Annotated in this window: 29 protein-coding genes and 1 pseudogene; 17 read left to right on the top strand and 13 right to left on the bottom strand. The window is 63.0% G+C overall.

The genetic code is table 11. The annotated features are described in order from the left end of the window. Entirely contained in the window at positions 1 to 1,218 is a 1,218-nt protein-coding gene (locus tag RFM98_RS18150) for a TadE/TadG family type IV pilus assembly protein (RefSeq protein WP_320310157.1), read from the bottom strand. A 280-nt stretch (positions 1,219 to 1,498) separates the two neighbouring features. On the opposite strand from RFM98_RS18150, the gene RFM98_RS18155 reads away from it, so the two are divergent. The 4 genes from RFM98_RS18155 (at position 1,499) to RFM98_RS18170 (ending at position 4,872) form a co-directional block, all read left to right on the top strand. Then, a complete protein-coding gene (locus RFM98_RS18155) occupies positions 1,499 to 2,749 on the top strand; it encodes a pilus assembly protein TadG-related protein (RefSeq protein WP_320310158.1) in 1,251 nt (416 codons plus the stop codon). 5 nt (positions 2,750 to 2,754) lie between these two features. Next, on the top strand, positions 2,755 to 3,195 hold the full coding sequence (locus RFM98_RS18160) for a TadE/TadG family type IV pilus assembly protein (protein ID WP_320310159.1): 441 nt from the start codon (positions 2,755 to 2,757) through the stop codon (positions 3,193 to 3,195). Next, a complete protein-coding gene (locus tag RFM98_RS18165) occupies positions 3,185 to 3,619 on the top strand; it encodes a TadE/TadG family type IV pilus assembly protein (RefSeq protein WP_320310160.1) in 435 nt (144 codons plus the stop codon). The genes RFM98_RS18160 and RFM98_RS18165 overlap by 11 nt, the downstream gene beginning before the upstream one ends. Positions 3,620 to 4,122: 503 nt before the next feature. After that, positions 4,123 to 4,872, top strand: coding sequence for a hypothetical protein (locus RFM98_RS18170; RefSeq protein ID WP_320310161.1), 750 nt, complete (start codon positions 4,123 to 4,125; stop codon positions 4,870 to 4,872). A gap of 461 nt (positions 4,873 to 5,333) precedes the next feature. Here RFM98_RS18170 and RFM98_RS18175 read toward each other — a convergent pair whose 3' ends face one another. Then, entirely contained in the window at positions 5,334 to 5,876 is a 543-nt protein-coding gene (locus RFM98_RS18175; protein ID WP_320310162.1) for a J domain-containing protein, read from the bottom strand. A gap of 391 nt (positions 5,877 to 6,267) precedes the next feature. On the opposite strand from RFM98_RS18175, the gene RFM98_RS18180 reads away from it, so the two are divergent. Beyond that, the gene (locus RFM98_RS18180; RefSeq protein WP_320310163.1) at positions 6,268 to 6,675 is read left to right on the top strand and encodes a heme-copper oxidase family protein; all 408 of its coding nucleotides are present in this window, start codon (positions 6,268 to 6,270) and stop codon (positions 6,673 to 6,675) included. 336 nt (positions 6,676 to 7,011) lie between these two features. Here the strand turns inward: RFM98_RS18180 and RFM98_RS18185 are convergent, their stop codons facing one another. Next, complete coding sequence (locus RFM98_RS18185) at positions 7,012 to 7,374, bottom strand: exopolysaccharide production repressor protein (protein ID WP_320310164.1); 363 nt, start codon at positions 7,372 to 7,374, stop codon at positions 7,012 to 7,014. 277 nt (positions 7,375 to 7,651) lie between these two features. Beyond that, on the bottom strand, positions 7,652 to 8,512 hold the full coding sequence (locus RFM98_RS18190) for a DUF1236 domain-containing protein (RefSeq protein WP_320310165.1): 861 nt from the start codon (positions 8,510 to 8,512) through the stop codon (positions 7,652 to 7,654). A 225-nt stretch (positions 8,513 to 8,737) separates the two neighbouring features. Here RFM98_RS18190 and RFM98_RS18195 point away from each other — a divergent pair, with 225 nt between their 5' ends. Then, positions 8,738 to 9,037: a DUF1236 domain-containing protein gene (locus RFM98_RS18195; protein WP_320310166.1), complete on the top strand. Its 300-nt coding sequence runs from the start codon at positions 8,738 to 8,740 to the stop codon at positions 9,035 to 9,037. A gap of 203 nt (positions 9,038 to 9,240) precedes the next feature. Next, complete coding sequence (locus RFM98_RS18200) at positions 9,241 to 9,462, top strand: hypothetical protein (protein ID WP_320310167.1); 222 nt, start codon at positions 9,241 to 9,243, stop codon at positions 9,460 to 9,462. A 159-nt stretch (positions 9,463 to 9,621) separates the two neighbouring features. Here the strand turns inward: RFM98_RS18200 and RFM98_RS18205 are convergent, their stop codons facing one another. Then, entirely contained in the window at positions 9,622 to 9,969 is a 348-nt protein-coding gene (locus tag RFM98_RS18205; RefSeq protein ID WP_320310168.1) for a DUF982 domain-containing protein, read from the bottom strand. Between the two features lie 211 nt (positions 9,970 to 10,180). Here RFM98_RS18205 and RFM98_RS18210 point away from each other — a divergent pair, with 211 nt between their 5' ends. The 3 genes from RFM98_RS18210 (at position 10,181) to RFM98_RS18220 (ending at position 11,204) form a co-directional block, all read left to right on the top strand. Continuing rightward, positions 10,181 to 10,480: a DUF1236 domain-containing protein gene (locus RFM98_RS18210; RefSeq protein ID WP_320214513.1), complete on the top strand. Its 300-nt coding sequence runs from the start codon at positions 10,181 to 10,183 to the stop codon at positions 10,478 to 10,480. A gap of 188 nt (positions 10,481 to 10,668) precedes the next feature. Beyond that, entirely contained in the window at positions 10,669 to 10,827 is a 159-nt protein-coding gene (locus RFM98_RS18215; RefSeq protein ID WP_320310169.1) for a hypothetical protein, read from the top strand. Positions 10,828 to 10,943: 116 nt separating this feature from the next. Continuing rightward, on the top strand, positions 10,944 to 11,204 hold the full coding sequence (locus RFM98_RS18220; RefSeq protein ID WP_320310170.1) for a DUF2934 domain-containing protein: 261 nt from the start codon (positions 10,944 to 10,946) through the stop codon (positions 11,202 to 11,204). Between the two features lie 230 nt (positions 11,205 to 11,434). Here the strand turns inward: RFM98_RS18220 and RFM98_RS18225 are convergent, their stop codons facing one another. The 4 genes from RFM98_RS18225 to RFM98_RS18240 all read right to left on the bottom strand — a co-directional run bounded on the left by RFM98_RS18225 (position 11,435) and on the right by RFM98_RS18240 (position 14,236). Further along, entirely contained in the window at positions 11,435 to 11,788 is a 354-nt protein-coding gene (locus RFM98_RS18225) for a hypothetical protein (protein ID WP_320310171.1), read from the bottom strand. 69 nt (positions 11,789 to 11,857) lie between these two features. Then, entirely contained in the window at positions 11,858 to 12,202 is a 345-nt protein-coding gene (locus tag RFM98_RS18230) for a hypothetical protein (protein WP_320310172.1), read from the bottom strand. 99 nt (positions 12,203 to 12,301) lie between these two features. After that, positions 12,302 to 13,390 carry a nucleotidyltransferase family protein gene (locus RFM98_RS18235; protein WP_320310173.1) on the bottom strand — a complete coding sequence of 363 codons (1,089 nt, stop codon included), beginning with the start codon at positions 13,388 to 13,390 and terminating at the stop codon, positions 12,302 to 12,304. A 213-nt stretch (positions 13,391 to 13,603) separates the two neighbouring features. Then, positions 13,604 to 14,236 carry a LexA family transcriptional regulator gene (locus RFM98_RS18240; RefSeq protein WP_320214508.1) on the bottom strand — a complete coding sequence of 211 codons (633 nt, stop codon included), beginning with the start codon at positions 14,234 to 14,236 and terminating at the stop codon, positions 13,604 to 13,606. Positions 14,237 to 14,376: 140 nt separating this feature from the next. Here RFM98_RS18240 and RFM98_RS18245 point away from each other — a divergent pair, with 140 nt between their 5' ends. The 5 genes from RFM98_RS18245 to RFM98_RS18265 all read left to right on the top strand — a co-directional run bounded on the left by RFM98_RS18245 (position 14,377) and on the right by RFM98_RS18265 (position 17,609). Next, on the top strand, positions 14,377 to 14,640 hold the full coding sequence (locus RFM98_RS18245) for a hypothetical protein (protein ID WP_320310174.1): 264 nt from the start codon (positions 14,377 to 14,379) through the stop codon (positions 14,638 to 14,640). A gap of 417 nt (positions 14,641 to 15,057) precedes the next feature. After that, positions 15,058 to 15,858: a GcrA family cell cycle regulator gene (locus tag RFM98_RS18250; protein WP_320310175.1), complete on the top strand. Its 801-nt coding sequence runs from the start codon at positions 15,058 to 15,060 to the stop codon at positions 15,856 to 15,858. Between the two features lie 243 nt (positions 15,859 to 16,101). Further along, a complete protein-coding gene (locus RFM98_RS18255) occupies positions 16,102 to 16,698 on the top strand; it encodes a DUF6456 domain-containing protein (protein WP_320310176.1) in 597 nt (198 codons plus the stop codon). 156 nt (positions 16,699 to 16,854) lie between these two features. Continuing rightward, a complete protein-coding gene (locus RFM98_RS18260) occupies positions 16,855 to 17,313 on the top strand; it encodes an SEL1-like repeat protein (protein WP_320310177.1) in 459 nt (152 codons plus the stop codon). Positions 17,314 to 17,378: 65 nt separating this feature from the next. Then, complete coding sequence (locus RFM98_RS18265; protein ID WP_320310178.1) at positions 17,379 to 17,609, top strand: hypothetical protein; 231 nt, start codon at positions 17,379 to 17,381, stop codon at positions 17,607 to 17,609. Between the two features lie 284 nt (positions 17,610 to 17,893). Here RFM98_RS18265 and RFM98_RS18270 read toward each other — a convergent pair whose 3' ends face one another. The 3 genes from RFM98_RS18270 to RFM98_RS18280 form a co-directional block, all read right to left on the bottom strand. After that, positions 17,894 to 19,174, bottom strand: coding sequence for a DUF763 domain-containing protein (locus tag RFM98_RS18270; protein WP_320310179.1), 1,281 nt, complete (start codon positions 19,172 to 19,174; stop codon positions 17,894 to 17,896). Positions 19,175 to 19,523: 349 nt separating this feature from the next. Then, complete coding sequence (locus RFM98_RS18275) at positions 19,524 to 19,850, bottom strand: hypothetical protein (protein WP_320310180.1); 327 nt, start codon at positions 19,848 to 19,850, stop codon at positions 19,524 to 19,526. A gap of 209 nt (positions 19,851 to 20,059) precedes the next feature. Further along, positions 20,060 to 20,374: a hypothetical protein gene (locus RFM98_RS18280; protein WP_320310181.1), complete on the bottom strand. Its 315-nt coding sequence runs from the start codon at positions 20,372 to 20,374 to the stop codon at positions 20,060 to 20,062. A 251-nt stretch (positions 20,375 to 20,625) separates the two neighbouring features. Here RFM98_RS18280 and RFM98_RS31385 point away from each other — a divergent pair. After that, positions 20,626 to 21,678, top strand: a pseudogene (locus tag RFM98_RS31385) (AI-2E family transporter); the annotation flags it as partial. Between the two features lie 221 nt (positions 21,679 to 21,899). On the opposite strand, the gene RFM98_RS31390 reads toward RFM98_RS31385, so the two are convergent. Then, complete coding sequence (locus RFM98_RS31390) at positions 21,900 to 22,415, bottom strand: pentapeptide repeat-containing protein (protein WP_430682322.1); 516 nt, start codon at positions 22,413 to 22,415, stop codon at positions 21,900 to 21,902. 930 nt (positions 22,416 to 23,345) lie between these two features. Here RFM98_RS31390 and RFM98_RS18290 point away from each other — a divergent pair. Further along, complete coding sequence (locus tag RFM98_RS18290) at positions 23,346 to 23,699, top strand: cupin domain-containing protein (RefSeq protein ID WP_320310183.1); 354 nt, start codon at positions 23,346 to 23,348, stop codon at positions 23,697 to 23,699. Positions 23,700 to 23,862: the final 163 nt, after the last annotated feature.

Genomic DNA, 23,862 nt, shown 5'->3' on the forward strand with positions numbered 1-23,862 from the left:
TCACCTCGCCAGGGTGATCATCCGTCCCGCATACATCTCCCGGTTTCCAAGTTCGGCCGTGCAGTCCGACTTCACCGCGGAGTTCCCCGTCATCGCGACAGTGTCGCCGACCAGCCGCAGGCAACTGCCCTGGGCGTTCATGTCTGAATTTCCGGTGTAGGTGATGGCGGCGTCCGGGGCGTAGATGAAACCGCTCACCAGCGAGCCGGATCCACCGTTCAGCGTCAGCGCCTGCGTGTTGCCGCGCGCCTGGTAGATGGTGATGCCGGCGTAAGGGCTGCCGGTCGGCGGCGAGAGGTTCACCTGCTCGTTGGCATTGATGTAGAGCTGCGAGTTCTCCATCAGGAAGATCGTCACGCCCTGGCCGCTCAGGCTGCCGTTGCCGCCGGGCTTTATGGTGACGTTGCGCAGGATGTAGGTGCCCGGATTGAGGGTGATCTTTCCCGACAAGGTCTTGTCGCAATAGGTGCCCGGCGAGAGCGTTATCGTCTTGCCGTTGGGCACCGGCAGGCAGAGCGTGTAGGCGGGAGGAACGACGTCGGCCAGCGGATCGAACGAGGCATACTCGTTCTCGTGCGGCGCGCCGCAAGAGAGGGTGGCGCTGGGCGGCGTCAGCCCCTGCGTGCGGCCGACCGTCGAGACGCAGCCGGCGCTGACGATCGCCGAGCCACCCCGGTTGACGGCGTCGGCGGCGTCCGAATTGGCGGCGATCACGCAGCCGCCCATCGCCACATTGGTCGAGCCCTGCAGGTTGACCGCGCCGCCGGCGTGCTGATTGAGCGCGAGCACGCAGGCCTGCGCGCCGGGCTTGATCTTGACCGAGGCGGAGCGCGTCGCCTGCCAGGCCGGCATGCTGCTGAGGAAGGCCGGCCGGCTGATGCTCGACGACAGCGAAATGAAGTAGGCGCTCGGAGCGCCGCTCGCGCCGGCCCGGAAGGCGGCGAGGCTGCCTGATAATTCCTGCGCGTCGGCGGCGCTCATATTGGCCGCGAAGAAGGTCTGGCCGAGTTGCTGCACGTCGCTCGCCGACATGCTCGGCTGGTATTTCGTGCCGATCGCAAGGCCGGCCGCGTCGAGCGAGTTCTGCAACTGCGCAGCGTCGTCGCTGGTGCCGATCAGGTCGATGGAACCTGCCAGGCCAAGCATCACCGGCACCATGGCGACAGCGGTCGCGACCGCGAAGTTGCCGCGCCTCGAAGCCCAAAACCGTCCAAACATGGAGCCCGCCCTCGTCGTATATCAGAGAGTGATATGCGCGCCGTCTCTACGGACGATTTCCAAAAAAGATAAAATGCAGAACGTGCTAAAATATTAGCTTTTCCCGGAACTTAAGTCTTAAGTCCTAAGCTTTATGGGCCTTAAGTCCTAGTGCGCGCGGCGCAAGATGGGGACAGCGGCCCGCTCCAGTCCTACAGGCGCAAGTCGAGCGAAATAATTAGGCATTCCTTCATACGGCAATGATGACCTCACGGCTGGGATACCTTGGGTGCGCTCGGCCATGGCCTTTTCAGGTCGTTTCTTCAGACATCTTTTTTCTCGGCTCGTCGCTCGACGCTTTTGCGAAGGCAAGGGCGGCAATGTCGCAACCATATTCGCGCTTACCTTGCCGGTCGTCGTGGGCGGCGCGGGGCTCGGCGTCGAGACGTCCTATTGGTACTATTCCAGTCTGAGGCTGCAGGCGGCAGCGGATGCCGCTGCCTATGCCGGCGCGCTGGAAAAGATCCAGGGATCCGACATCGCGACGATCACGGCGGCCGCCACGTCATCGGCCGACTCGAACGGGTCGGGCGGCGGCACCATCGTCGTCAACACGCCGCCGGCGTCGGGGCCGAACACGGCCAAGAAGGCGGTCGAGGTCATTCTCAAGCAGAACCTCGACCGGATCTTCACCTCCATCTTCACGCAGACCAAGGTGCCGGAGCAGGCGAGAGCGGTGGCGCTGATCACCGATGGCGCCTATGCCTGCAATACGGCGCTCAATCCGTCGGCCTCGCAGGCGGTGAGCATTTCCGGCAACACCAGCCTCAAGCAGATCGGCTGCGTCATCAATGCGAATTCGATCGCCGCCGATGCCATCAAGGTGCAGGGCTCGGCGACCCTTCAGACCGACTGCCTGATTGCGGTTGGCGGCGTTTCGCTGAGCACCCAACCCACGATGGTCTGCAAGGCCCCGATCACCCAGGCCTTGCCTGTGTCCGATCCGTTCGCCAGCCTGCCGACGCCCGCGGCCAGCGGCTCCTGCCAGAAGATCAACGGCAACAAGACAACGCAAACGATCCAGCCCGGGACCTACTGCAGCGGCATGAACCTCAACGGCAATGTCACGCTTTCTCCCGGCGTCTATGTCGTCCAGGGCGACGTGAAGATCAATGCGGGGGCCGTCATCCAGGGCAGTGGCGTGACCATCTACATGACCGGCAGCAACACCGTCGGCATGAACGGCAACGCCACCGTAACGTTGAGCGCGCCGACGTCCGGCACCTATTCCGGCGTGCTGTTCTACGGCGACAGGACGGGAACGGCGGCGCAGAGCACCTTCAACGGCACCGCGGACTCGCTCTTGACCGGCGCCATCTATTTCCCCAGGCAGCAGGTTAGCTACCTCGGCAACTTCTCGGGGACCGGCGGGTGCACGCAGGTCGTCGCGGACACGATCCAGTGGTCCGGCAGTACGACCATCAAGCAGGACTGCACCAGCCTTGGAATGAAGAACATTCCGGCTGCTCAAACCGTGCAGATCGTCGAGTAGTGGCCATGGGGTTACCTGTAATCCGTTTCGGTAGGGACCGCGCTGGCATCGCAGCGGTGGAGCTCGCGATGGTGATGCCAGTGCTGTGCGCCACTCTTCTCGGCATTGTGGACGGCTGGTCTTATGTCACCAGCTCGCTGTCGATGCGGGCAGGGGTGAAGACGGCGGCGAACCTCGTGTTGGCCGGTTCCTCCGATGACAGCGCTACACAGGCAGCAGCGCTCGCAAGCTGGGACAACAAGCCCACCGATGCCGCGGTCGCGGTGAGCCGCATCTACCAGTGCGGAACGACCGTGGTCACCTCGACGACCATCTGCAGCGGACAGAAAGTGCCCTCGGTCTTCGTTCAGATCCAGGCATCGGCCACCTGGGTTCCCCCCTTCTCCTTCGGCCCCTTCCCGGACAACACCGCCATCGGCCACCTGCAGGTGGTCCGTGTACGCTAACCAAAGACTTCGGGCATTTGCCGGCCATGAATCGGGTGGCGCCGGCATCGAATTCGCGCTTGTTGCGCCCCTCCTCATCATGCTCCTGTTCGGCATCTTCGCCTTCGGCTGGTCGATGAACAACATATCCAGCGTGCGCTATGCGCTCGAGGCCTCCTCGCGCTCCTTGCAGCTCAACAACGCGCTGACCCAGACTGACATCCAGGCGATCGCAACGCAAAAACTGCAGGCCCTTGGTCTGCAGAATGTGAACGTCACGATCACCACCGATCTGCCGAGTGGCGGCTTCTGTATGGCGCATGTCAACGCCAGCTATGCCTTCGTCATCAACTTCCCCTATTTCAGCGATTACCCGATCAGCTACGCGACCACGGTGAACGTGCCGCTGGTCAACAGCGTGAAGGGAGCTTGCCCTCAGCCATAGTTGGAACTGAATCGGCGACTATCGATCGCGCCTTTCCTCATCATGCTCCTGTTCGGGCATCTTCACCTTCGACGGGCTCAGGCGAAGATCCGCAGCCGGACACCGTGGCACCGACGGATCAGGATGCCGGCCGCACGGAAGCGTCTTCTTCCATTTAGTCACGCCGAACCAAGCGCATTCCGCTCGACCGGACTTGGCTTTTGCGTCGGGCAGACGTTGCAAGTCTATGTGGTTTCCCCGAAGCAAGAATGTCTTTGGGACCATGGTCTGGCGAGACAAGGGCCCTCTTTGTTCCAAATGGCCCAAAAGCGTTCGGCCCTTTGTATTTCCTTTAAATTTCAATGTGTTAACGATGTGTTTTGCGAAAATCATTGGACGGCGGTGGTCCTGCTCTCATTTCGCGACCGCAATTGCTTAAAGTTTATCCGACGCCATTAGGAAATTCTCATAAGAGGCTGCCTAGCGGTTGGGCCATGACGACGATTCATCTGCGGAGAAGAACAATGACATTGCGAAAGACACTTCTAACATCTCTTGCCATTCTGGCTCTAGCGTCGGCTCCGGCGCTTGCCGGCGGCAATGGCGGCGGCCACGGCAATGGCGGCAACCATGGCGGCGGCAACGGCAATGGCGGCGGCAATGCCGGTGGCAAGGGCAACAGCGGCGCCTCGCATGGCAAGTCGGCTTCGGCCGCGGGTCACAACAAGGCAACCGACGACAGCTCGACCGACGACACGACCACCGCCGCCACGCCCAAGGAAAAGAACATCCACGCCAAGCTCGGCCGGCTGAACTCGCTGCAACGCAACATCAACGCCTACATGAATTCCAAGAGCAAGAAGTTCGCCGGCGTCCAGGCCTATGTGACGCAGGCCGCGGCGGCCCAGAACGCGCAGGCCAAGCTCGACGCGGCAAACGCTCAACTGGCCGCCGATCAAGCCGCCCTGGTCGACCTCACTGCGCAACTGGCTGCGGCGCAGGCGGATCCGGCCACACCGCCAGCGACAATTACGGATCTCGAAAATCAGATCGCAGATCTGAACACGGCGATTACCGTTGACGACCCGCAAGCGATCGCGGATGCCCAGACCGCGGTTGACAACGCGCCTGCCCCCACCGATGCCTCGTTGGATGCTGCTCTTGGCGACATGGCCAACAAGCCGATCGACGCCGACGTCACCGCCTGGGCCAAGGATACGCTGGCGGCCAAGATCGACGCTGCAGCCGCCGCCACGGCGACGACGACTCCATAAGGCCGGGTCGAACCGACCAGAGGGTGAACGAAACGCCGCCGGGCCTCGCCCGGCGGCGTTTTCTTTTGCGATAGGCTCGCAGCGGGCCGAGCCGGGCCAATTTCGGCAGCGCGTCAGACCTCAGTCGCCTTGTCTTCGGCGACGCACAGCGCCTATGTCACAGACGCGCTCTCCGTTCTTGCCCTCCATGGCGCATGGTTCGGGTTCCGCCATATCCGGCGGAATCGAGCCCAGATATGGGGAGTTCAGGAGACGACAGTCGATTCCCCCGGGATGTAGCTGTTCCTTCATCGAGCCCGCCACTGGTTCAGGCCAGTAGGCGGGCCTTGATGATCGGGACGAGGCAGGCCGGCTTTTCACAGAAACGGCGAACCGCTCTATCTCCTTGTTCGACGCAATTCCGACGGAAGGCTACGGCGAAGCCGCCGAGCCAACCGCTTCGCACTTTTGCTGGAATTGCTCTAATCGGCGTGATCGAGCAGGCGGGTGGCGTTGGGACGATCGCGGTCTTGTTTGGCGCCGGCATGATCGATGCCTTCCACGGTGATGGCGAACGTCCCGTTCTCGGTCCTGCCGATGAAGCCCTTCGCTTTGAGGTACCACAAGTGAAACTCCAGGTGCTCGCGAGGGCAGCCCGACAGGCGCTCGAGCTCTTCGTCACCGATACCCGGATTGTTGACGTCCCGCCGGCGCCTCACATAGAGAAGCGACAGTAAATTGGCCTGGATGACGGAGTCCCTTTCAACGCCGCCCCCGTCGCGCGCTTCCTGCGTAAGTTCCTGGCGAAGGCCCAGATGCTCGCGGTAGAGGATGTCGTACTGAGCCCGCTTGACTGGATCCCGCAGCGTGTTGTGGGCTTCGACGATCTCGCTGAAACGCGCTTCATTGCCGGTTTCCCGATTGTCGGGATGATAGCGCATGGCAAAGTAGCGGAAAATCCGCTCGATTGTCTCAGAATTGGCGTTCGGGCTTATTTCCAGGATTTCGTAGTAGTCAATGAACATGTAATCGTGCTTCCGAAATTACGGAAACCACTCCCCCCGAATCCAAGCATTGCCCAAATGTTGCACGTATGCAAGGCGCGAGGCCGGCTTTGACGCCAGTCATGCGAAAAGCCGTTCGCTTCGCGGCAACCCCCTCCATTCAGGGTTAGAAAAACCTCCCGGCGGGCGGAACCAACCGCGCGAGGCTTTCGCCCGAAGGCTGCGCCGACCTAAAGCGCGTCGCGCTGAACCGGATTCAGGCGACGCGCTTTAAGTCTTTGTCTTGATGCATGTCGTTGTCCCAGAACCGCTGCACACTTCTGGGCGGCATGCATTAAGTGCGTCATAGCTAATAAGATATGCAAGGTGTAGACTTGAGTCGGGTTTACAGAGGCATTGGGAGGACAAGCAAATGCCACGGGTATCGGAACTTTTCTTCAAGACGGCCATCATCTTTTTCCTGATGGGTATCGCCATCGGCATCAAGATGGGCATTTCGGGCGATCATGGCGCTTTCCCGGCGCATGCGCATTTCAACCTTCTGGGCTGGGTCACCAGCGCCATCTTCGGCGGCTACTACGCGCTCAACCCGGCCAAGGCCGAGAAGCGTCTAGCCATGATCCACTACGGCCTCTACACGCTTGGCCTTGTGGTGATGCTGCCGCCGCTTTACCTGAAATACGCCTATGGAATGGACGCCGTCGAGCCGATCCTCGGCATTGGTTCGCTGATTGTCGCCGCGGGTGTGCTGGTCTTTGCCTTTATGGTGTTCTCGCCCGCCCAGCCGGTGCGCTCGCCCACGGCTGTCACGGCGCGCTAATGGATGTCGCCCAGAAGTGCGCAGCGGTTCTGGGACAACGACATGCATCAACACAAAGACTTAAAGCGCGTCGCCTGAGTCCGTTTCAGCGCGACGCGCTTTAGACTGCCAGGAAAAGCAGGGGCTTCGCGCCGACGTCCCCGACCAAGGATGCCGCAAGCCGGGCCGTTTGCGTTGCGCCGCATTAACTTGGGGCAACTGGCCGCGATGCCTCGGAACCAAACCGAGGCGCAGCGCGGCTCCTGCATTCCAGCAATGCGGGGTGCCGGGGCTATTCAGCGTAGTCGGTTTACCGACGGGCGAAAGCTCATTGCGGGCTTGATGCCGCTGGCGCGGTTAAGGCAGCAGCCTCGGGAACAGCAGCGAGATGAGAGCGTGGACGATGCCGTCGCGCTCGAATGGGCCGGGCATTTCGGCCGGCACCGAATTGGTGTCTGCCTTGCTTTCGTCGATCACGCGGCTTTCACCGTGCACGAGCCAGAGCACAGCCACGAAGTAGCCGACCTGCAGCACCACGGCCGCCAGAAACGTCCAGCCGATCGCCATCCAGATCGATCCCGTGGAAGTGTAGGTCCAGCCCAGGATCATCAGAAGCGTTGCCACCATTCCCACAAGAAACTGCGGAAAATACATTTGCCCAACCGAGCGCCGCGACCATGTCCGGTCGTCGGCGATCTCGCCCATACCTCTACCCGTCATGACCCATGCACCTTTTCCGGGTGGACCGCAAGCTTGAACAATTTGCGAGCGGCCCCATCGCCCTTTCGTCCGGCCCCAATAGGGACCACGGACGCAGGACTTCTGTTGTCAGAACTGAGAGTTCCGCCATATCGTTCCCTGGAGACCAGATTCAAGGAATGCCTAATGGAGCGCGGTGCCTGCGCGTGAGCGGGTAACGGCGCCGTCTTTGGGCGCCGTCATGCCTCGCAAAAAAAGGCCCGCCGATCGGCGGGCCTTTGTCGTCATGCCGTCCGCATCAGGTCAGGATCAGCACGATCTTGTAAGTATCGGGGTCGACGATGACGATACGTCCGTCGGCCAGCACGAAATACTCGTAGGCTTCATAGGCAGGCACGATCTTGACGATACGGGCCGGCAGGCGATGCAGACGCACCTTGTGGCGCGGCACCTCGATGCCGACCGAGATGTCGAAGCTGACATCGCGGACCGGCTCGACCTTGGTCTCGTGGATGATCTGCGTGACCTGCGTTCTCTGCTCCACCGTGACGTTGTTGATCGAGGCGGTCTTGCTCTGGTCGGTCTCGACGTTGGTGTTACCCTGGGCGTTCTGCTCGGTCTTCATCTTGGTAGTGCCGCCCTGGGCGTTCTGCTCGGTCTGCATCTTGGTATTGCCCTGAGCGTTCAGCTCGGTGTTCGTGCCAGTCTTGCCCTGGGCCTGCTGCTTCTTCTTCAGCTGCGTGTTGTCCTGGGCGTTCTGGTCGGTATTGGCGCCTGCCTGACCCTGGGCCTGCTCATCGGTCTTCACCTTGGCCTTGCCCTGGGCCTGCTGCTGTTTCTTCTTCAGCTGCGTATTGTCCTGGGCATTCTGGTCGGTATTGGCGCCTGCCTGACCCTGGGCCTGTTCGTCGGTCTTCATCTTGGCCTTGCCCTGAGCCTGCTCCTGCGTGTTGGCACCGGCCTTGCCCTGGGCCTTCAGCTCGGTCTTCGATTTCGCCTCGCCCTGCGCCTGCCCGCCGGCCTTGCCGCCCTTTTGGCAATCGGCCTGGCCGGCGGCACAGTTGGTGTCGCTGCTGGGCTGCACGGATTCGGTCTGCGCCATCGCGGCGCCGCAACCGACGCCGAGCGCGATCATGCTCGTGATAAGCAGATGTTTCATCGGATTTCTCCTCGGAAAGTTCGGTCCCTTCGCTGAGAAAACCCGGCCCTGAAAGCATTGTTCCGAAATTGTTTCGCGGGCGCTGGTGACGTTTTGCGAAAAAACGGCGGCGGTAAATTTTTGCAGGAACAAGGCTTGCCGGTTGGCGTTACGCCAGATGCCTATTGGCTGTGACATCGCAGGCGCAGCGTGAGAGGCAGTCTATCCACACGAAGGAGAACATCGATGAAAATGCATCTCACAACCGCCGCCGCGGGCCTGCTGCTTCTGACCGGTATCGGCGCCGCCGCCGCCGAGGACGTCATCATTCAGCCCGAGCAGGAAACCGTCATTCGCGAATATGTGCACAAGCAGCCGCTGGCCTCGGTCGAGGTTCCCGGCGTCAAGCTTAGCATCGGCAGCGTCCTTCCCGACACCGTCGAGCTGCATGAGGTCCCGAACGTCAAATACCGTTATGTTGTCGTCGACAAACAGACGGTCATTGTCGATCCCGGCACGCGCAAGATCGTCAAGGTCATCCAATAAATCCCATTCGCCCTGAGTGACGGCCTGCTGCCGGTACGGCGGCGGGCCGTTATCCGGTAGCAATTCGTTACCATATGCTAACGGAACCTTCGCTCCGGCGTCGCGTTGCCGCTGCTGTGTTCGCATTTGCCTCATAGAGAACACAAGCATGCGCAGGATGCGGGAATCGGGCGGTGGCGAAACAGGGGAGGAGTCTAACCGACATGTCGAAACGAGAAATCGGAACATCCCGTTCGCTCGGAATGCGGGTCGCCGATCTGGAAGCCAGGATGCGGAACGCCCGGATCACCGAGCATGAGATGAAGACCTTCCAGAAGGTCGCTGCCATCATGGGGGGCGCAGAGGGCTCCCTACGCATAGACGCGGACGATCTGATCGCCGCGTCTTTCGTTACCGAGGCGCTGGGCGAATCGACGGCGAACTGACAGCGGCCCTCAGCCGAAAATCACCAATCGATTCCAGTCGACCGTCGGCTCGCAGGGCGACGGTCCCAGGCGAATGGACGCCGGCGGCACCCGGTTGCTGCCGCGATCCGCCGGCTAAATTCTAAAACTTATAGGCAAGGCCGATGCGCGCGACACTGGTCAGTGTTGCGCTCCGTGTTGTGGGCGGCTTTCGCGTGCCCGGTTGCGCCTGATCTTTGCTTCGCGCAGCACCGCCACCGGATCGGCGCCGGTCCACTCGATCCCCACCTTCCTGGCGAAGACCAGGAACGCCTGCCGCGCCTTGTCGAGCTCGATCTCTGCGGCCCACGCCGCCTCGCAGGCCCGCATCGCCGCGGTATAGCTTTCGCCCCGCTTGACCGTCGGCCATTCCTTGAGAAAATTCTGCATCTCGGTGAGCGAGGCGATCTCGCGCTTGAAGCCGGCGCCGACGGCGATGGCTACAGGGGCTCGAAGTTCGATGTCGCTTCTGATGGAACCTTCTTGCATGACGGCGGCGCCCTTTGGATTCAAAGCCTTGAGGATTCAAAGTCTTCCAATGCGGAGCCGATGCGAAGGTTCCGCCAAATCAATTAGTCGTCGCTGACGGAACAACGCCCTGCCGACGGCGTTTGCCCCGGGAGCTCCAACGTTCGACCTGCCGATGTTTCCGCCTTGGCGGAGGCAGGGTGGAGCTCGCTAACGCAACAGGAGAGAAATGATGAAAACCACCTTCATTCCAGCTGTCGCCGGCCTGGCTCTGATGGCCGGCATCGGCATCGCGGCCGCGGACGAGGTGATCGTCACCCCCGAGCAGCAGACCGTGGTCAAGGAATACGTCCACAAGCATCCGATCGCCTCGGTCAACGTGCTCGGCCTCGAGCTCGGCGTCGGCTCGACCGTGCCTGACACCGTCGAGCTGCAGCAGGTTCCGGACGTGAAGTATCGCTACGCGGTCGTCAATGACCACACGGTGCTGATCGATCCTGGCACGCGCCGCGTCATCCAGGTGATCCAGTAGCACCTGGCGGGCTGAAGGGCCCGATTCTCTCCCCGTCGCATCGGTGGGAGGATCGGGCTCTTCTGGTCTTCAAGCATATCGTTTAAGCTGAGCAGCGGTTTGGGAGGCAACGAAACGCGGTTGGAGGAATCGTTGCCATGCATCATCCACATGTCGAATCACCTGATGTCGTCCGGCAGGTCGACAGGTTGCTGGCCGAGCGCGGCGATGGGCTGCTGTCGGTGGGCCAGTTGATCGCGCTGCTGCGCGAGCGGACCGGAACCGATCGTTCCGATGCCGATTTGGCGGCATTGATTGCCAAGAAGGCCGCATATCTCGGCATCACGGTGCTCCCTGATCACAAATAAGCGATCAACCACCTTGCCGCGGGATGCGTTCGCGCGCCGTGTCTACACCCAAGACGCCGCGCGAAAATTCGGCTAATGTTCGCGCCGGGGAACCGTCCCAACCTTAGGAGGCGACAGTGACGGACGACAGGTACGAACGCATTCGCCAGCGCGCGCACGAGATCTGGGAGCAAGCCGGCCGGCCGGAAGGCGCTCATATGGAGCATTGGGACCAGGCGACAGCCGAGGTCGACGCCGCGGGCAATCCGAAGGCGAAGAGTCCGAAGAAGGCGGCCGCCGCCAAGGTGGAAAAACCGAAAGCGGCGAAGGCCGAAAAGCCAGCCAAAGCGGACAAGCCCGCCAAGGCCAAGGTGACCAAGCCCAAAGCCAAGGGCTGAACCATTTCGGCGGCCGGTTGGCCGCCAGGCCTCCATTTGATCTGCGGGAAGGTGAGGGTGCGGCCGTGTCGCGCGCCTTCGATGATTCTGGTCGCCACCAGTCCCTTGGTCGTGTCCAGAAATAGCGGTCCAATATTGGAGATATCGAATAGATAGGCCTGGCGCCGGCGGGAGTTTACTGACTATCCGGGTTATCCCTGTGTCATCCCGACAGACGCGTCGCCGAACCGCTAGCGCCCTCCTTGCTTCCTGGCGTATTGCGCGACCGCGCAGAGGAGGGCAAGCGCGGCGGTATCGCAGGCGGCCCGCGACGGCGACGGACCCTTGGCGAAAAGGACCGCGTCCGCGACCGGAACCGTCAGTCCGTGCTTTCTGGCAAATGAGGTGACTTCGTAGGGCTGATCCTCGGGTAGTGCGCCGATGTCGATTTGCGGTTGCATCAAACGTGTTCCTCCCTGGTATGCGGCCATGCCCTCCTTCGCCCGCGAGGAATTAACGCCCGGCCGCTCACCCGCGTCCACCAATTGGCGATTGTGTGAAACGATGCATTTGTCGAGGCGCGGAGCCAAGGGTTGCAGCGGCATGATTGTTCGCTTTTCGGGCGGCCCGGAAGCTCTTTCCTTTCTCGCAAGAGAAGAGGGAGAGAATGCTCCTCACCAGGCATCGCTCGACCTGGCAAACCGCACGCCTGCCAAAATCATCGCGCTCTCGCATTCGCTGATCAGCCTGAGATTGCGCAAATACCGCGCCACCGTTTCCGGCAGCCAGGTGGCGCAGGCCTCGACATAGGCGCGGCCATGCACCAGCGTGCCGGTCGAAAGACGCTCGTCCTTTTCGGCGATCACTTTCAGATATTGCCGGATGAAGCGGAGGTCGTCGGCGATGTCCTGGCTGGCCATGCGCCAAGCGCCGGCGAGGCGTTCGCGCTCGTGGGGCGGCAGTGGCGACAGCAAAGGGCGGGAGAGGTCGGCAAAAGCGACGTGGTTAGCGGTGTTCAAGCAAATCCCCTCGAAGGAAGGGAGATATCGTACTTTATGTACGAAAAACAATCAAGCGAGTTTCGTACAATTTGAACGATATGCGCCTTGAGGCGAGGATCAGGCGAACCGCATCGGAAAGCCTTCGAGCTGCGCGCCGATTTCGTCAAGCGCCCGCCCTAAAACCGACTGAACCATTTCATGCCGGTCCGGCTTGAGCAGGTTCAATCCCTTCCGCAATGCTTCCCGCCAGGCATCACCGCGCTCCCACGCTTCCGCGAGAACCAGTGCAAGGTCATCCTGTCTGCGCGTTGTATCCAATGCCTCGACCAGCAGGCCGGCCTGGTGGAGGTCCTTCTCGCGCTTCGCAGCGGCGCTTCGCTCGCGGCGGGCCGCCACGATCAGCTTGTGGACGGCGAAGCGTTCGGGCGAGGGGACAAGCACCGGCACGCCGGAGCGATGGAGCAGCACCGTCCTCACCGGATCGCGGATCAGGAAATCGAGGAAGCGCAGCGGCTGCGCCGAAGCGCCGCCGAGCGAAGGCATCGGGCTCGCATGGTCGGCATGCTCGTCGCTGCCCCGGTTCGGGGTGAGGAATTCGATCCGGTAGCGCGAGGCGTTCTCGTATTGCGTCGTGCGGCCGGCATCCGTCCGGTGCGGGATCTCGCGAAACGTCGGGTCGACCGCCTTCAACACGCCGATGACCGGCGGCATGCTGTCCTCCACTTCGGCCGAAACGGAATGGAACTGCGCGAAGTCGGCATCGCCCGTCTGCAGCGCGGCGCCTGGAAGGCGCACACCCAGATATCCGGCATAGGTCTGGAAGGCGACGGTGCCGACAAGCACGGCGCGCAACCGGAAGAGCCCGGCCTTTTCCAGCGCCTCGATGACATCGCCGGTGAAAGGTTCGGATGCGGTCAGGCCAGCATCGCGGACAAGCGTGGAGACCAGCTTGCGGCGGCTCCTGAGATCGTCCTTGATCTCCTTGAAGGCCGCGACCCGCATGGCGATCTCGGGATCCTCGGCCGGACCGACATAGAGCCTGGTTTTCTTGGGGCTGGTTTCCTCGAAGTACCAGTAGTCCCGGCCCTTCACCGGCACGCGCACGAAATTGCCCGCCGTCGAGAAATCCGTCTCGAAGGAGGCGTCCAGGCTGCGCTGCACCAGCTCGGCGTAGAGGGTGCGATAGGCGAGATCGATGGTCTTCATGGCCGCTCCCGGCTCGCGCGAAGCGTTATAAGATTCCTGCAGCTTTCTTATAATTGCGCGCCATCAGCTTCGATTGCAAGATCGTTATAAGAAAATTGTGAAAATCTTATAACCGCCGCACTTGAAGGCCGTCCACGCCGTCGTCCAGTCCGAGACCGGCCGCGACAGGGGAGAGCGGTCGCATGAGCGCCGTCGCCAGTCGACGCCACCCCCTCACATATCGATCATCGACCTTTTCACCCGCCCGATGATCGTGATCGCGCCCTCCAGCTCCGGCGGGGGGATATCCAGATACGACGCCGGCTGGAATGGCGGATTGTCGTTCGGGCGCCAGCGTTTGTAGGTGGCCCGTCCCGTCTCGTCTGAAATGACGTAGCAGCCATTGGTCACCAGCCGCTTGTCGCGCAAATTGACGAAGATGATCGAATCCGGCGGCGAGATCTTGTTCATCGACGGGCCGTCGACGCGCAGCGCGATCCATTCGCCTTCCTCGAGGTCGGCGGTGGGGATCGTCGGATAATCGGAAAGGTTGACCACGCTGTCCTGGCTGCCGAGCTCGCCGGCGCTGATCCAGGACACGATCGGCACGTCGACGGTGACGGGCGAGGGCATGAGATTGACCGGAGCCGCCTCGGCGCCATCCGCGTCAAACAGCAGCCAGCCGGGGTCGACGCCGAACAGCCGGCCATATTTCTCCGCAGCTTTCCGAGACAGCGGCCGGTTGCCGTTCTCGTGGCTGATCAGCGTGTTCTTGTTGATGTCGCGCAAGGCGCGCGCCGCATCGCTGGGCGAGGCATAGCCGGCCTGGGCGCGCGCTTGCTGCAATCTGTGCCGGGAATCCATCATCGTACAAAATGCCTGAAATTTATCGTCCAAAGTGTACGATTTCGCTTGCACGACATTCGTACATAACGTACGCTTAGCGCATGAATGAGCATCCCGCAAGCATTTCCGCATTACCCATGATTCCGGCGCCCACCATCGGCATGACGGCACGGCCCGCGAATATCTCGGAGCTGCCCACGAATATTTCGGGGCTTATCGATCGCTGGCACAGCATCGGCGCTTTCGCCGCCGATGTCGGCTGCGGCTACGAAGCCGCGCGCCAGATGCGCCGTCGCGGCCGCATCGCGCCGCAGCACTGGCCGCAGGTGGTGGCGGCAAGCCGCCGGCTGGGCATTGCCGGCGTCAGTTACGAATGGCTGGCCGGCCATCGTGCCGCTGCCGCCATGCAAGGGGAGGCGGCATGAACGCGCTCCCGTCACCTTTGGAATTCCAATCGTCCGGACCGTCCTCCTCCCCGGTCCGGGCGCATTCCGGGGCGTTTGCCCCGGATCCGGTCGAACCGCCCGCACCCCGGTTCACCGGAACGGCCGGAGCCGCTCCTCCCTCGGCTCCGGCCCCCAATTCGGGCACAAGCTGCATCCGCACCGAGGACGGCACCGTCATCCTGTTCGACCGGGTAACCGGCCGGGCGGTGTCGGGCCTGACGCGGGCCGCCGCCGAAGCCGCACTCCTTCGACTGCTAGGCGCGGCCTGAACCCAGCCCTTTCGCTCACCTGACCTGCGGCCTCGCGGCCGAACCCTGGCGCTTGGCCCGAGCCCAACTCTTCGCAACGCCGAGCCCTTTCACAAGCCCAAGCCTTAGCAATCAACGGAACGAGAAGATGGCAGCCGCCTACACCGAAAAGGAAATCGACGAGATCGCCGCCTTGCTGAAGGAGGGGCTTTCGGCCTCGCGCATCGCCGGCCGCTTCAGCGCGCTGCGCGGCAGCCCGGTCTCGCGCAACGCCATCATCGGCATCGTCCACCGCAACGCCGGCCTAAGCGCCATCGGCTTCGCCAACCCCAAAGGCGGCCGCGCCGGCGGCCGGCCAAGGAAACATGCGCGGCCGGACCGTCCAGGCAGGCGGGGCAGGGTGGCGGCTGGAGCAATGACGCTCTCCGAGCCGGCCGCGCTTGCCAGATGTGCCGAGCTGGTGGAGGGCGCCCGCGCCGAAGCTGCCAATCTCCCCCCTTGCGAGCGAGATGCCCGGGAGGGCAGAGGGGGGTGCTGTCCCGCCAGCGTGCCCGTCCATGGGGTCGTCACGCAAACAGACCGCGTCTCCACTACCCCCAAGCCCAAGAAACCCAAGCCGCGCAAACCCGCGCGCACTTTGCCCCCGGCCTGGCTCGCTCCCGGCGAGCGCGAAAAATCCGAAGCCCAGCGCTACAAGCTCCCGGCGCCGCCGCCTCCTGTCGCGCCCGGCCGCCAGCCCCATGTCGCGGCCATGCGCTTCCTCGATTGCCTGTTCGGCCGCTGCCGCGCCCCGATCGACCTCGGTTTGCGCGAAGAGCCTGAACACGACCCGCCCGGCGCGCGCCCCGGCCCGGACATGCTCTGCTGCGGCCTGCGCACGACAGGCACGCGCAGCTACTGCGCGCACCACCATGCAAGGTTCCACGGCCATCGCGGGAGGGGGATGTGAGAGCGCCGCCGATAGTAAGGATACGCCGGCGCTAGGCACCCCCTCTGGCCTGCCGGCCATCTCCCCCTCAAGGGGGGAGATCAATCTCTTCACGCGCTTCGCCAATCGCTAACGCTGGAGGAGAGGCGCCGCAATCAAAGCTGCCGATCTCCCCCCTTGAGGGGGAGATGTCCGGGAGGACAGAGGGGGGCGCCTCGCACCTGCCTCTCCAATTATCCACCCGTCGTCACAAAGGACCCGCCCATGCCCCGCAAAGCCGCCAAAAAACCCCAACCGCCAAAACTCCCCAAGGGCGAGGCCGAGCAGGTGCGCATCCGCCGCGAGGTCGGCCATGACTTCGCGCTGAAGGCCGACGCCTTCGGCCGCCAGCGCCTCACTGCCGGCACGGCGGAGGCGCGCCGCGTCTACGAGGTGTCGAACGGCGGCTACACCTCCACCGGCGGCGTCGTGCGCCTGCGCAATGTCGATCCGCTCACCGGCATCACCTCGCTCACCCGCCAGCAGCGCGAGGCCGGACAACGCTTTCGCGACGATTTCGAGCGCGCAGAGCGCCAAGGCCTGCAGCCGCAATCCTGGAGCGAGCGCGTCGACGGCGGCAGGCTAGGCGGCGGCGTCCCCGACCACGTGCTGTCAGCCGGCCGGGCGCATGCCCACGCCGCAACTGCGCTTGCCCATTGGGAGGTGGCGGAGGTGGTGCGCAAGATCTGCCTCGAAGGCCAGTCGGTGAAGGCCATCGCCGAACGCACCGGCCACGGGCGGGATGTGGTGGTCAAGCTGCTGAAGGTCGGATTGGACTTGTTGGCGGTGCATTATGGGATGATGGGGAGGAAGGCGGGGTGAATATTAGAAAGTTCGGATTGATGGTGAAATAACCAAAAGTAGAGAATACAACAGTCAAATCGACCAAAAAAGCTTATTGGTCCGGTGAGTTGGATTTTTGTTAAAGTATCCCAATCGGCCTAGAATGTAGCGGGGTGAAAAATGCCAGCTAAAGCCATGACCAGACTGATCGCTCGAATCCTGATGGGTCTGGTTTTGGTGGTAGCAATTGGCATCGGAATACTGCTGCTGCGAAACAGTGAAATGGATCGAGGCGTGCAAGCGCTGAAGCGGGAGAATGGTGCCGCAGCATTGGCGAGCCTGAAGCTGTTGGCGCAACTGGGAGATGGAACTGCCCAGATGCTCGTGGGATCAATCTACGCCTACGGATGGGGCGAGGTTCGCAAGAGTGATGCGGATGCGATTTACTGGTTCCGTCGACTTGGCTCGCACGGTCCACTGGCGGCAGAGGAGGGCGCCGATCCAGCAGCGCCTTACCAACTGATGGTCGCAAAAGCCTACGCCGCCGGCACAGACGGGGTGAGAGCAGATACCAGCGAAAGTTTGAAGTGGCTGAAACTGGCGGCTGAGGCTGGAAGCAAGGAGGCGGCTGCAGCTCTCCAATCTCAGCATTGACCGCGCAAAACTCCGACCTCGGCGCTGCCCCTCATCCGCCTGATTGCCATTTCTCCGGATTCCCAATGAAATATCCCGATGGAACCCTAGCCAGGCTTGGCGACAAAATCCTCGCCTGGGAGGGGAACGAAGGCGTCGTGGTCTGCTCCATGGATACCGACGAATATTCCGAGGACTACCCCAAAGAAAACTTCGGCTACCTTGAACGAGGGGTCATGGTCCTGTCCGAAAAGGCCGGGCTGATTCATTATGTGCAGCCCGAAATCGACATGCGTCTGCTGGAGAGAAAGACCTGACGGCACGCTTGCCTGGCTGTCGCAATTGAGCACTCGCGACCGCTTTGACTGCCAAAATGGCAGACGCCGGCGCTGCCCCTCATCCGCCTGCCGGCACCTTCTCCCCGTGAACGGGGAGAAGAGGGCTGGCCGCGACGCCGGCGCCTGATTTGCGACGTTGGTGATTGGCGAAAGCGGCGATGAAAGCCCTTTCTCCCCGTCACTATACGGGGAGAAATGCCCGGCAGGGCAATGAGGGGCGGCGCCGACCGACAGTCTTTGTCAGCGCGTTTCAACGCGGCGCCTCAAGCATCTTTCCTCAGCGGCTTCGGCTCAGTCTCCGGCACCCCCTCCCACCCAAACACGCTCCGCCCGCCCAACAAATGCGACTGGTCCATTTCGCCGGCCACGATCTCCTTCAAGCTCGGCCCCGTCAGATACCTCTCCATCCGCCGCGACTCCCCGTCCAGCCTTCGAAGCGCCTGCAACTCCTCGTCGCGCCCGAGCCTGGCCTTCCCCACCGCCGATTTCAGCACCGCGATCGTCTCGTCATAGACTTTGAGCGGCACGGGGAAGGGGTGGCGGTCCTTGCCGCCATGGGCGAGCGAGAAGCGGGCGGGGTCGGAGAAGCGGTAGGGCGCGCCGTGCACGACTTCCGAGACCATGGCGAGAGCCCGCACCGTGCGCGGGCCGACGCCGGGCACCAGGAGCAGCCCCGGAAAATCCTTCGGGCCGCTTTCGATGGCCGAGGCGATGTTGCCGTGCAGGCGGCGCATGACGATGTCGCTTTCGCGCACGTCGTGATGCGCGGGCATGACGAGGTTGGGTAAGAGCGGCTGCGCGGCTGTGTCCATTTCTGGCTTAGCTCGTTCAGGCGGCGGCTCCAGAACGGCAAGCTCGGTCAGGATCTTTTCCGGGCTCATGGTCTTGAGCAGCTCGATCTGGCCGCCGCGCGCTTTTTCGGCGCGATGGTCGGTGAGGTTGACGATCTCGCCCTGGGCTTCGCCTTCGATCGCCGCATGCGGCTGGTCGACGAAGCTTTTGAGCCCCTCCGAAAGCCAGTGGTAGCGGCGCGCCTGGCGGGCGTCGCCGTTCATGCCTTGCTGCACGACCACCCAGCGCCCGTCATCGGCGACGATGAAGCCGTGCAGATAGAGGTCGTAGCCGTCCTGCACCGCCGCGCTATCCACCTTGGCGACGAGGCGGCTGGCGGTGGCCAAGGCCTCGCCGTCCAGGCCGACGCGCTTGCCGATGGCGATGAGCTCGCCCGGCGTCTTGCGCGAATGCGCGCCGCGCCCGCCGCAGACATGGATGCCGAGCTCGCCGGCCATCGGGTTCAGGCCGCGCTTCAGCGCGCCGATAACGGAGGTGGTGATGCCCGACGAATGCCAGTCCATGCCCATCACGGCGCCGAAGGATTGGAACCAGAACGGATGTGCGAGGCGGCGCAAAAGCTCGTCGCGGCCGTAATGGTGGATGATCGCTTCGCACAGCACCGCGCCGAGCTTCGTCATCCGGTCGCCGAGCCATTTCGGGACCCGCCCGCCATGCAGCGGCAGGTCGGCGCTGCCGCTTCGCTGCGTCAAGGCTTTTTTCTCCATGGATGCCGGTGAGTTAGATGGCACTTTGGCGGCGATTTGCAAGGCGGAGGAGCTGCGAAGGGGAGGAGCTGCGTAAGCGCAAACACGCTTCCGGTCGTCATCCTAGGGCGGAGCAAGGAGCGAAGCGACGCGCGCAGACCCTAGAATCCATTGCCACGGTGCAAAATTGTAATACGCAGCACTGTTCGCCCGGCGTCACGCCATGGATCTTCGGTCAAACCCGAGGATGCAGAAGGCGCTTTGCCTTCGCCTGCCAGGGTAACGAAGATAGCATCATCGATGCCGCTGTTCACCGGCGGGCGGCGACGCCAATGCGGCCTGCTACGCGTGCCACCTAGTATCTGTAATAATACCTATGATGGTGGTGGTGCCTATGGTGGTGCCGGTGATGGTACCGGTGGTACGTGTAGTAATGATACCTGTAGTAATAGTGCCGATAGTGCGGGTAGCGCACGACATAGCCGGGATAGTAATCGTCGTAGTAACGCGGGCCATAGAATGGGCCACCATAGAATGGGCCGCCGTAGAATGGGCCGCCGTAGAACGGAGAGCCGCCGAACGGCCCGAAACCGGGACCGAAGAGTCCGTGCGCATCCGCCGGCGCGATCGCGGCAGCCGCCGTGGCAACGGCGATCGCCGAAGCAAGTAATAGCTTTTTCATGGCAACCTCCTCCTGAAGGTTGATCACCTCGTAAACGCGCTGGAGGGAGCCTATGTTCCCGCAATCGCTAATATTCCCTCGTCCCTGGGCCGCGCGGAATGACCAAGGTTTGACGGCATTGCGAGCGCCGAAGCGGTCCGCAGCCCTGGCGGACGAATCGCGCGGAACGGCCAGAAGCCGTTCCGCGCGTTTCATGATGCAGGACTCATTCAGTAGCGATTGTAGCCGCTACCGCACACCCGCACTTCCTCCACCACGCGGTGGTGGTGGCGCCAGTGGGTTATCAACTCGGTGCGGCAATGGCGACGATGATAGCGGTGATGGTAGCGAACCACATAGCCGCCATTGTTGTAGTAGTCGTCATTGTAGACATGACGGTAATAGCGGTGCGGATAGTAGCCGTCATAATCGTCATCATAGCCCGGGCCGACGCCGATACCGAGCTGCACGCTGCCGGCGCTGGCCGGCGCGATCGCGAACGCCGAGGCGATGGCGATCATCGAAGCAAGCAGAAGCTTTTTCATCGCTGCCTCCTGTGGATGGACGCCCCTTCGGCAACATAACGGTTTCGGGCGTCTGATGTTCCCGCAATCCCCGGGTTACCCGTCCTTGCAGGCGCACGGGCCAGGGCGTCAAGCGCCTGACCGGCGCATTTCTTCCGCCACGCAAGGCCATGTCCCCAGCTATTTATTAGCGCATCTGCAACCGACCGGGCTTCGGCGCGTTGCACGCCGGCGAAATATCTCGGATCATTGCCAGGCAGCAGGGAGGCTCGATGGTGCCGGCCAATCGTCGTAATGGGGTGCCGGAGCCGGGGCTGGCGAGCCTGCTCGCCGCTTCCAGGGGCCATCCGCGCACGGCGCTGCCGACGGTGGCGAGCGTGGTCACCACGGTCGCCGCGCTTTATTTCGGGCGCGAGGTGTTTTTGCCGATCGCCGTGGCGCTGCTGTTGACCTTCGCCATCGCGCCTGTAGTGTCCTGGCTGAAGCGCGCCGGCGTCCCGCGCATCGCGGCAGTCATGGCCAGCGTCGCCGGCGCCTTTGCCGCGCTTTCGCTGTTCTCCTTCGTCGTCGCCACCCAGGTCAGCGACCTCGCGCAGAACATTCCCGTCTACCAGATCAACATCCTGACCAAGGTCCGCGCGCTCAAGGAAAACGGCCTCGGCGGCGGCATCGTCTCGCGGCTGAGCGGCGTCATCGAGCGTGTCGGCCAGGAGATCGACCGCCAGGAGCCGCAGCTGCCTTCGGCCGCCCAGGCGCCGAAGCGCGAGCCGATCCCGGTCGAGGTCGTCTCGCATGAAAAGCCGCTGGAGGTGCTGCAGAACCTGATCGGGCCGCTGATCAGCCCGCTTGGCTCCGCCGGCCTCGTCATCATCGTCGTCATCTTCATGCTGATGGAGCGGGAGGACCTGCGCGACCGCTTCATCCGGCTGGTCGGCTATGGCGACCTCCATCGCACCACGCAGGCGCTGCAGGATGCCGGCAAGCGGGTCGGCCAGTATCTGCTGATGCAACTGGTGGTCAACACCATCTATGCCGTCCCCATCACCATCGGGCTGTGGGTGCTTGGCATCCCCAACGCGCTGCTTTGGGGCCTGCTGGCGCTGGCGCTGCGCTTCGTCCCCTATATCGGGCCGATCGTCGGCGCGCTGCTGCCGCTGTTCCTGGCGCTGGCGGTGGCGCCCGGCTGGTCGCTGCTCTTGTGGACCGCCGCGCTTTTCATCGTCGTGGAGCTCGTCACCGGCAATGTGATCGAGCCGTGGCTTTACGGCTCGCACACCGGCCTGTCGCCTTTGGCCATCATCGTGGCGGCGATCTTCTGGACCTGGCTGTGGGGGCCGATCGGCCTGGTGCTGTCGACGCCGCTCACGGTCTGCCTGGTGGTGCTCGGTCGGCACGTACCGCAGTTCGAGTTCCTGGACGTGCTATTCGGCAACGAGCCGGTGCTGGAGCCGCATGCCAGGCTCTACCAGCGGCTGCTTGCCGGCGATCCGGACGAGGCGACCGACCATGCCGAAGAGATGCTGGAGGAAAAATACCTGTTCCAGTTCTACGCCGAGGTTGCGATCCCCGCACTCTTGCTAGGCGAGCAGGACCGTGGGCGCGGCGTCATGGATGACGAGCAGCGCAGGCAGGTCGCCGACAGCGCCATGACGCTGGTGGCCAATCTCGACGATAGCGCCCAGCAGGAGGCCGAGGAGGAAGAGGCCGAGCAGGCCACCGAGGCGGACGAGAAGGCAGCCGACAAGAAGGCGCCAGAGAAGAAGGCGCCAGAGAAGAAGGCGCCAGAGAAGAAGGCCCCAGAGAAGAAAGCCCCAGAGAAGGAGGCAAGTGATGACAAGCCCGCCGAGGAGGGCGCCGACGGGGAGGAGATCGACCTGCCCGACGGATCGGGCGTCACCGTGCTCTGTGCTGGCGGGCGCGGCGAACTCGACGACGCCTCCGCCGCCATGCTGGCGCAGGTGCTGGAAGTGCAGGGCGCCTCGGTGTCGAAGGCGAGCTTCACGGACCTCGAACCCTTGGCGATCCGCCGCCTCGACCTGGAAGCCACCGACGCCGTCGTCATCGGCTTCCTCAACCGTCAGTCCACCCAGCACGCGCGCTTCATGGTGCGGCGGCTGAAGCGCATCAAGGCGAAGCTGCGCGTCGGCATCGTCTTTTGGTCGGAGGTCGGCAATCCCGACGACAAGGCGGCGGGCGAGCTCGCCGCAACCCTCAACGCCGACTTCGTCGCGTTCGGCATGGTCGACGCGGTCACAGGCGCGCTCTCCCGCAAGGCGGCCATCACGCTGAAGCCCGTCCACCGCCGACGCCAGCCGGCGCGCAGGAAGCAATTGCAGGCCGCGCAGTGAGGCGTGGCACCCGCCGGTCGGCATGACGGTGAAGGATGAAAAACTCGCCGGGCCTAACCCTGATGCCCAAAGCCCACAGGCCCGGCGAGATTAAAACCTGATCCCCCGATCAGGACCGGCGGGAGGACACCGGCAATCTCTTCGGTGCAAGACTGATGCCGGCATTTGGTCCCGAAACGAGACAACGATGCCCTATGCCGGCGGCTTCGTCACCCTCAAAGCCGACAAAGGGCTGGCTCCGTGGGACGGATCGTCCATTAAGTGTTGCTAATGCGCTACAGCCCATCGCCGCCGGCAGCTATAAGGTTGCACATGCGGACCGACGAAGCCTTGAGGAGGACACCTTGAAGAAAATCTATGAGAAGCCTGTTCTGGCCAAGCGCGAAACGCTGAGTGTCGTCACTGCAAGGCCGCCATCTTCCATCCCCTGATTTTGCCAGAAACCTGAAAGCCCGCCATCCGGCGGGCTTTTTGATTCGAGATGGAACGGCGCAAACCCAGGGGACCTTCCGCCGTCCGGCCAACGCCGTAGGCGTCGCAACCCGTCGCCACATCGCCTCCCATTGTCGCATCGCCACGTGCAACGCATGCCGTCATCGGCTATGCCGTCGCGAGCCAATCCCGGCGAACCGCAGGAGCCTTCGATGACCAGACCCACCATCCTCAAATTCGGCGCCGTCGAGCATGCCGAGGCCGGCGACTTGCCGGGCTGGGTCGTCGTCGAGGGCAGGCCGACCATGCAGACCGCCGTCCAGCACACCACCGAGGACGGCACGGTGATGTCCGGCACCTGGCGCGCCTCGCCCGGCACCTACCACGCCACCTACACCGACTATGAATTCGTCCACATGATCGCCGGCCGCATCGTCATCACGCCCGACGGCGGCGAGCCGGTCGAGGTCGGCCCCGGCGACGCCTTCGTGGTCGAGGCCGATTTCAAAGGGACGTGGAAGATCCTCGAGCCGGTGACCAAGCATTTTGTCGTTGTGGTGGGGTGAAGCGCCGACGCTGAAGCTGCCAATCTCCCCCCTTGCGGGTAGGGCTATCGCATATGAGTAAAGAGCTCATAGAAGAAGTCTTTGCTCCAGTTGGCTCTGCGCATTTTGCTTGCGATAGGTTTGTCGAGGGGGTGAGCGGTCAAGATGTTTTGAGCGAGCCTGC

It is taken from the genome of Mesorhizobium australafricanum, assembly GCF_033977265.1.
Lineage (GTDB): Bacteria > Pseudomonadota > Alphaproteobacteria > Rhizobiales > Rhizobiaceae > Mesorhizobium > Mesorhizobium australafricanum.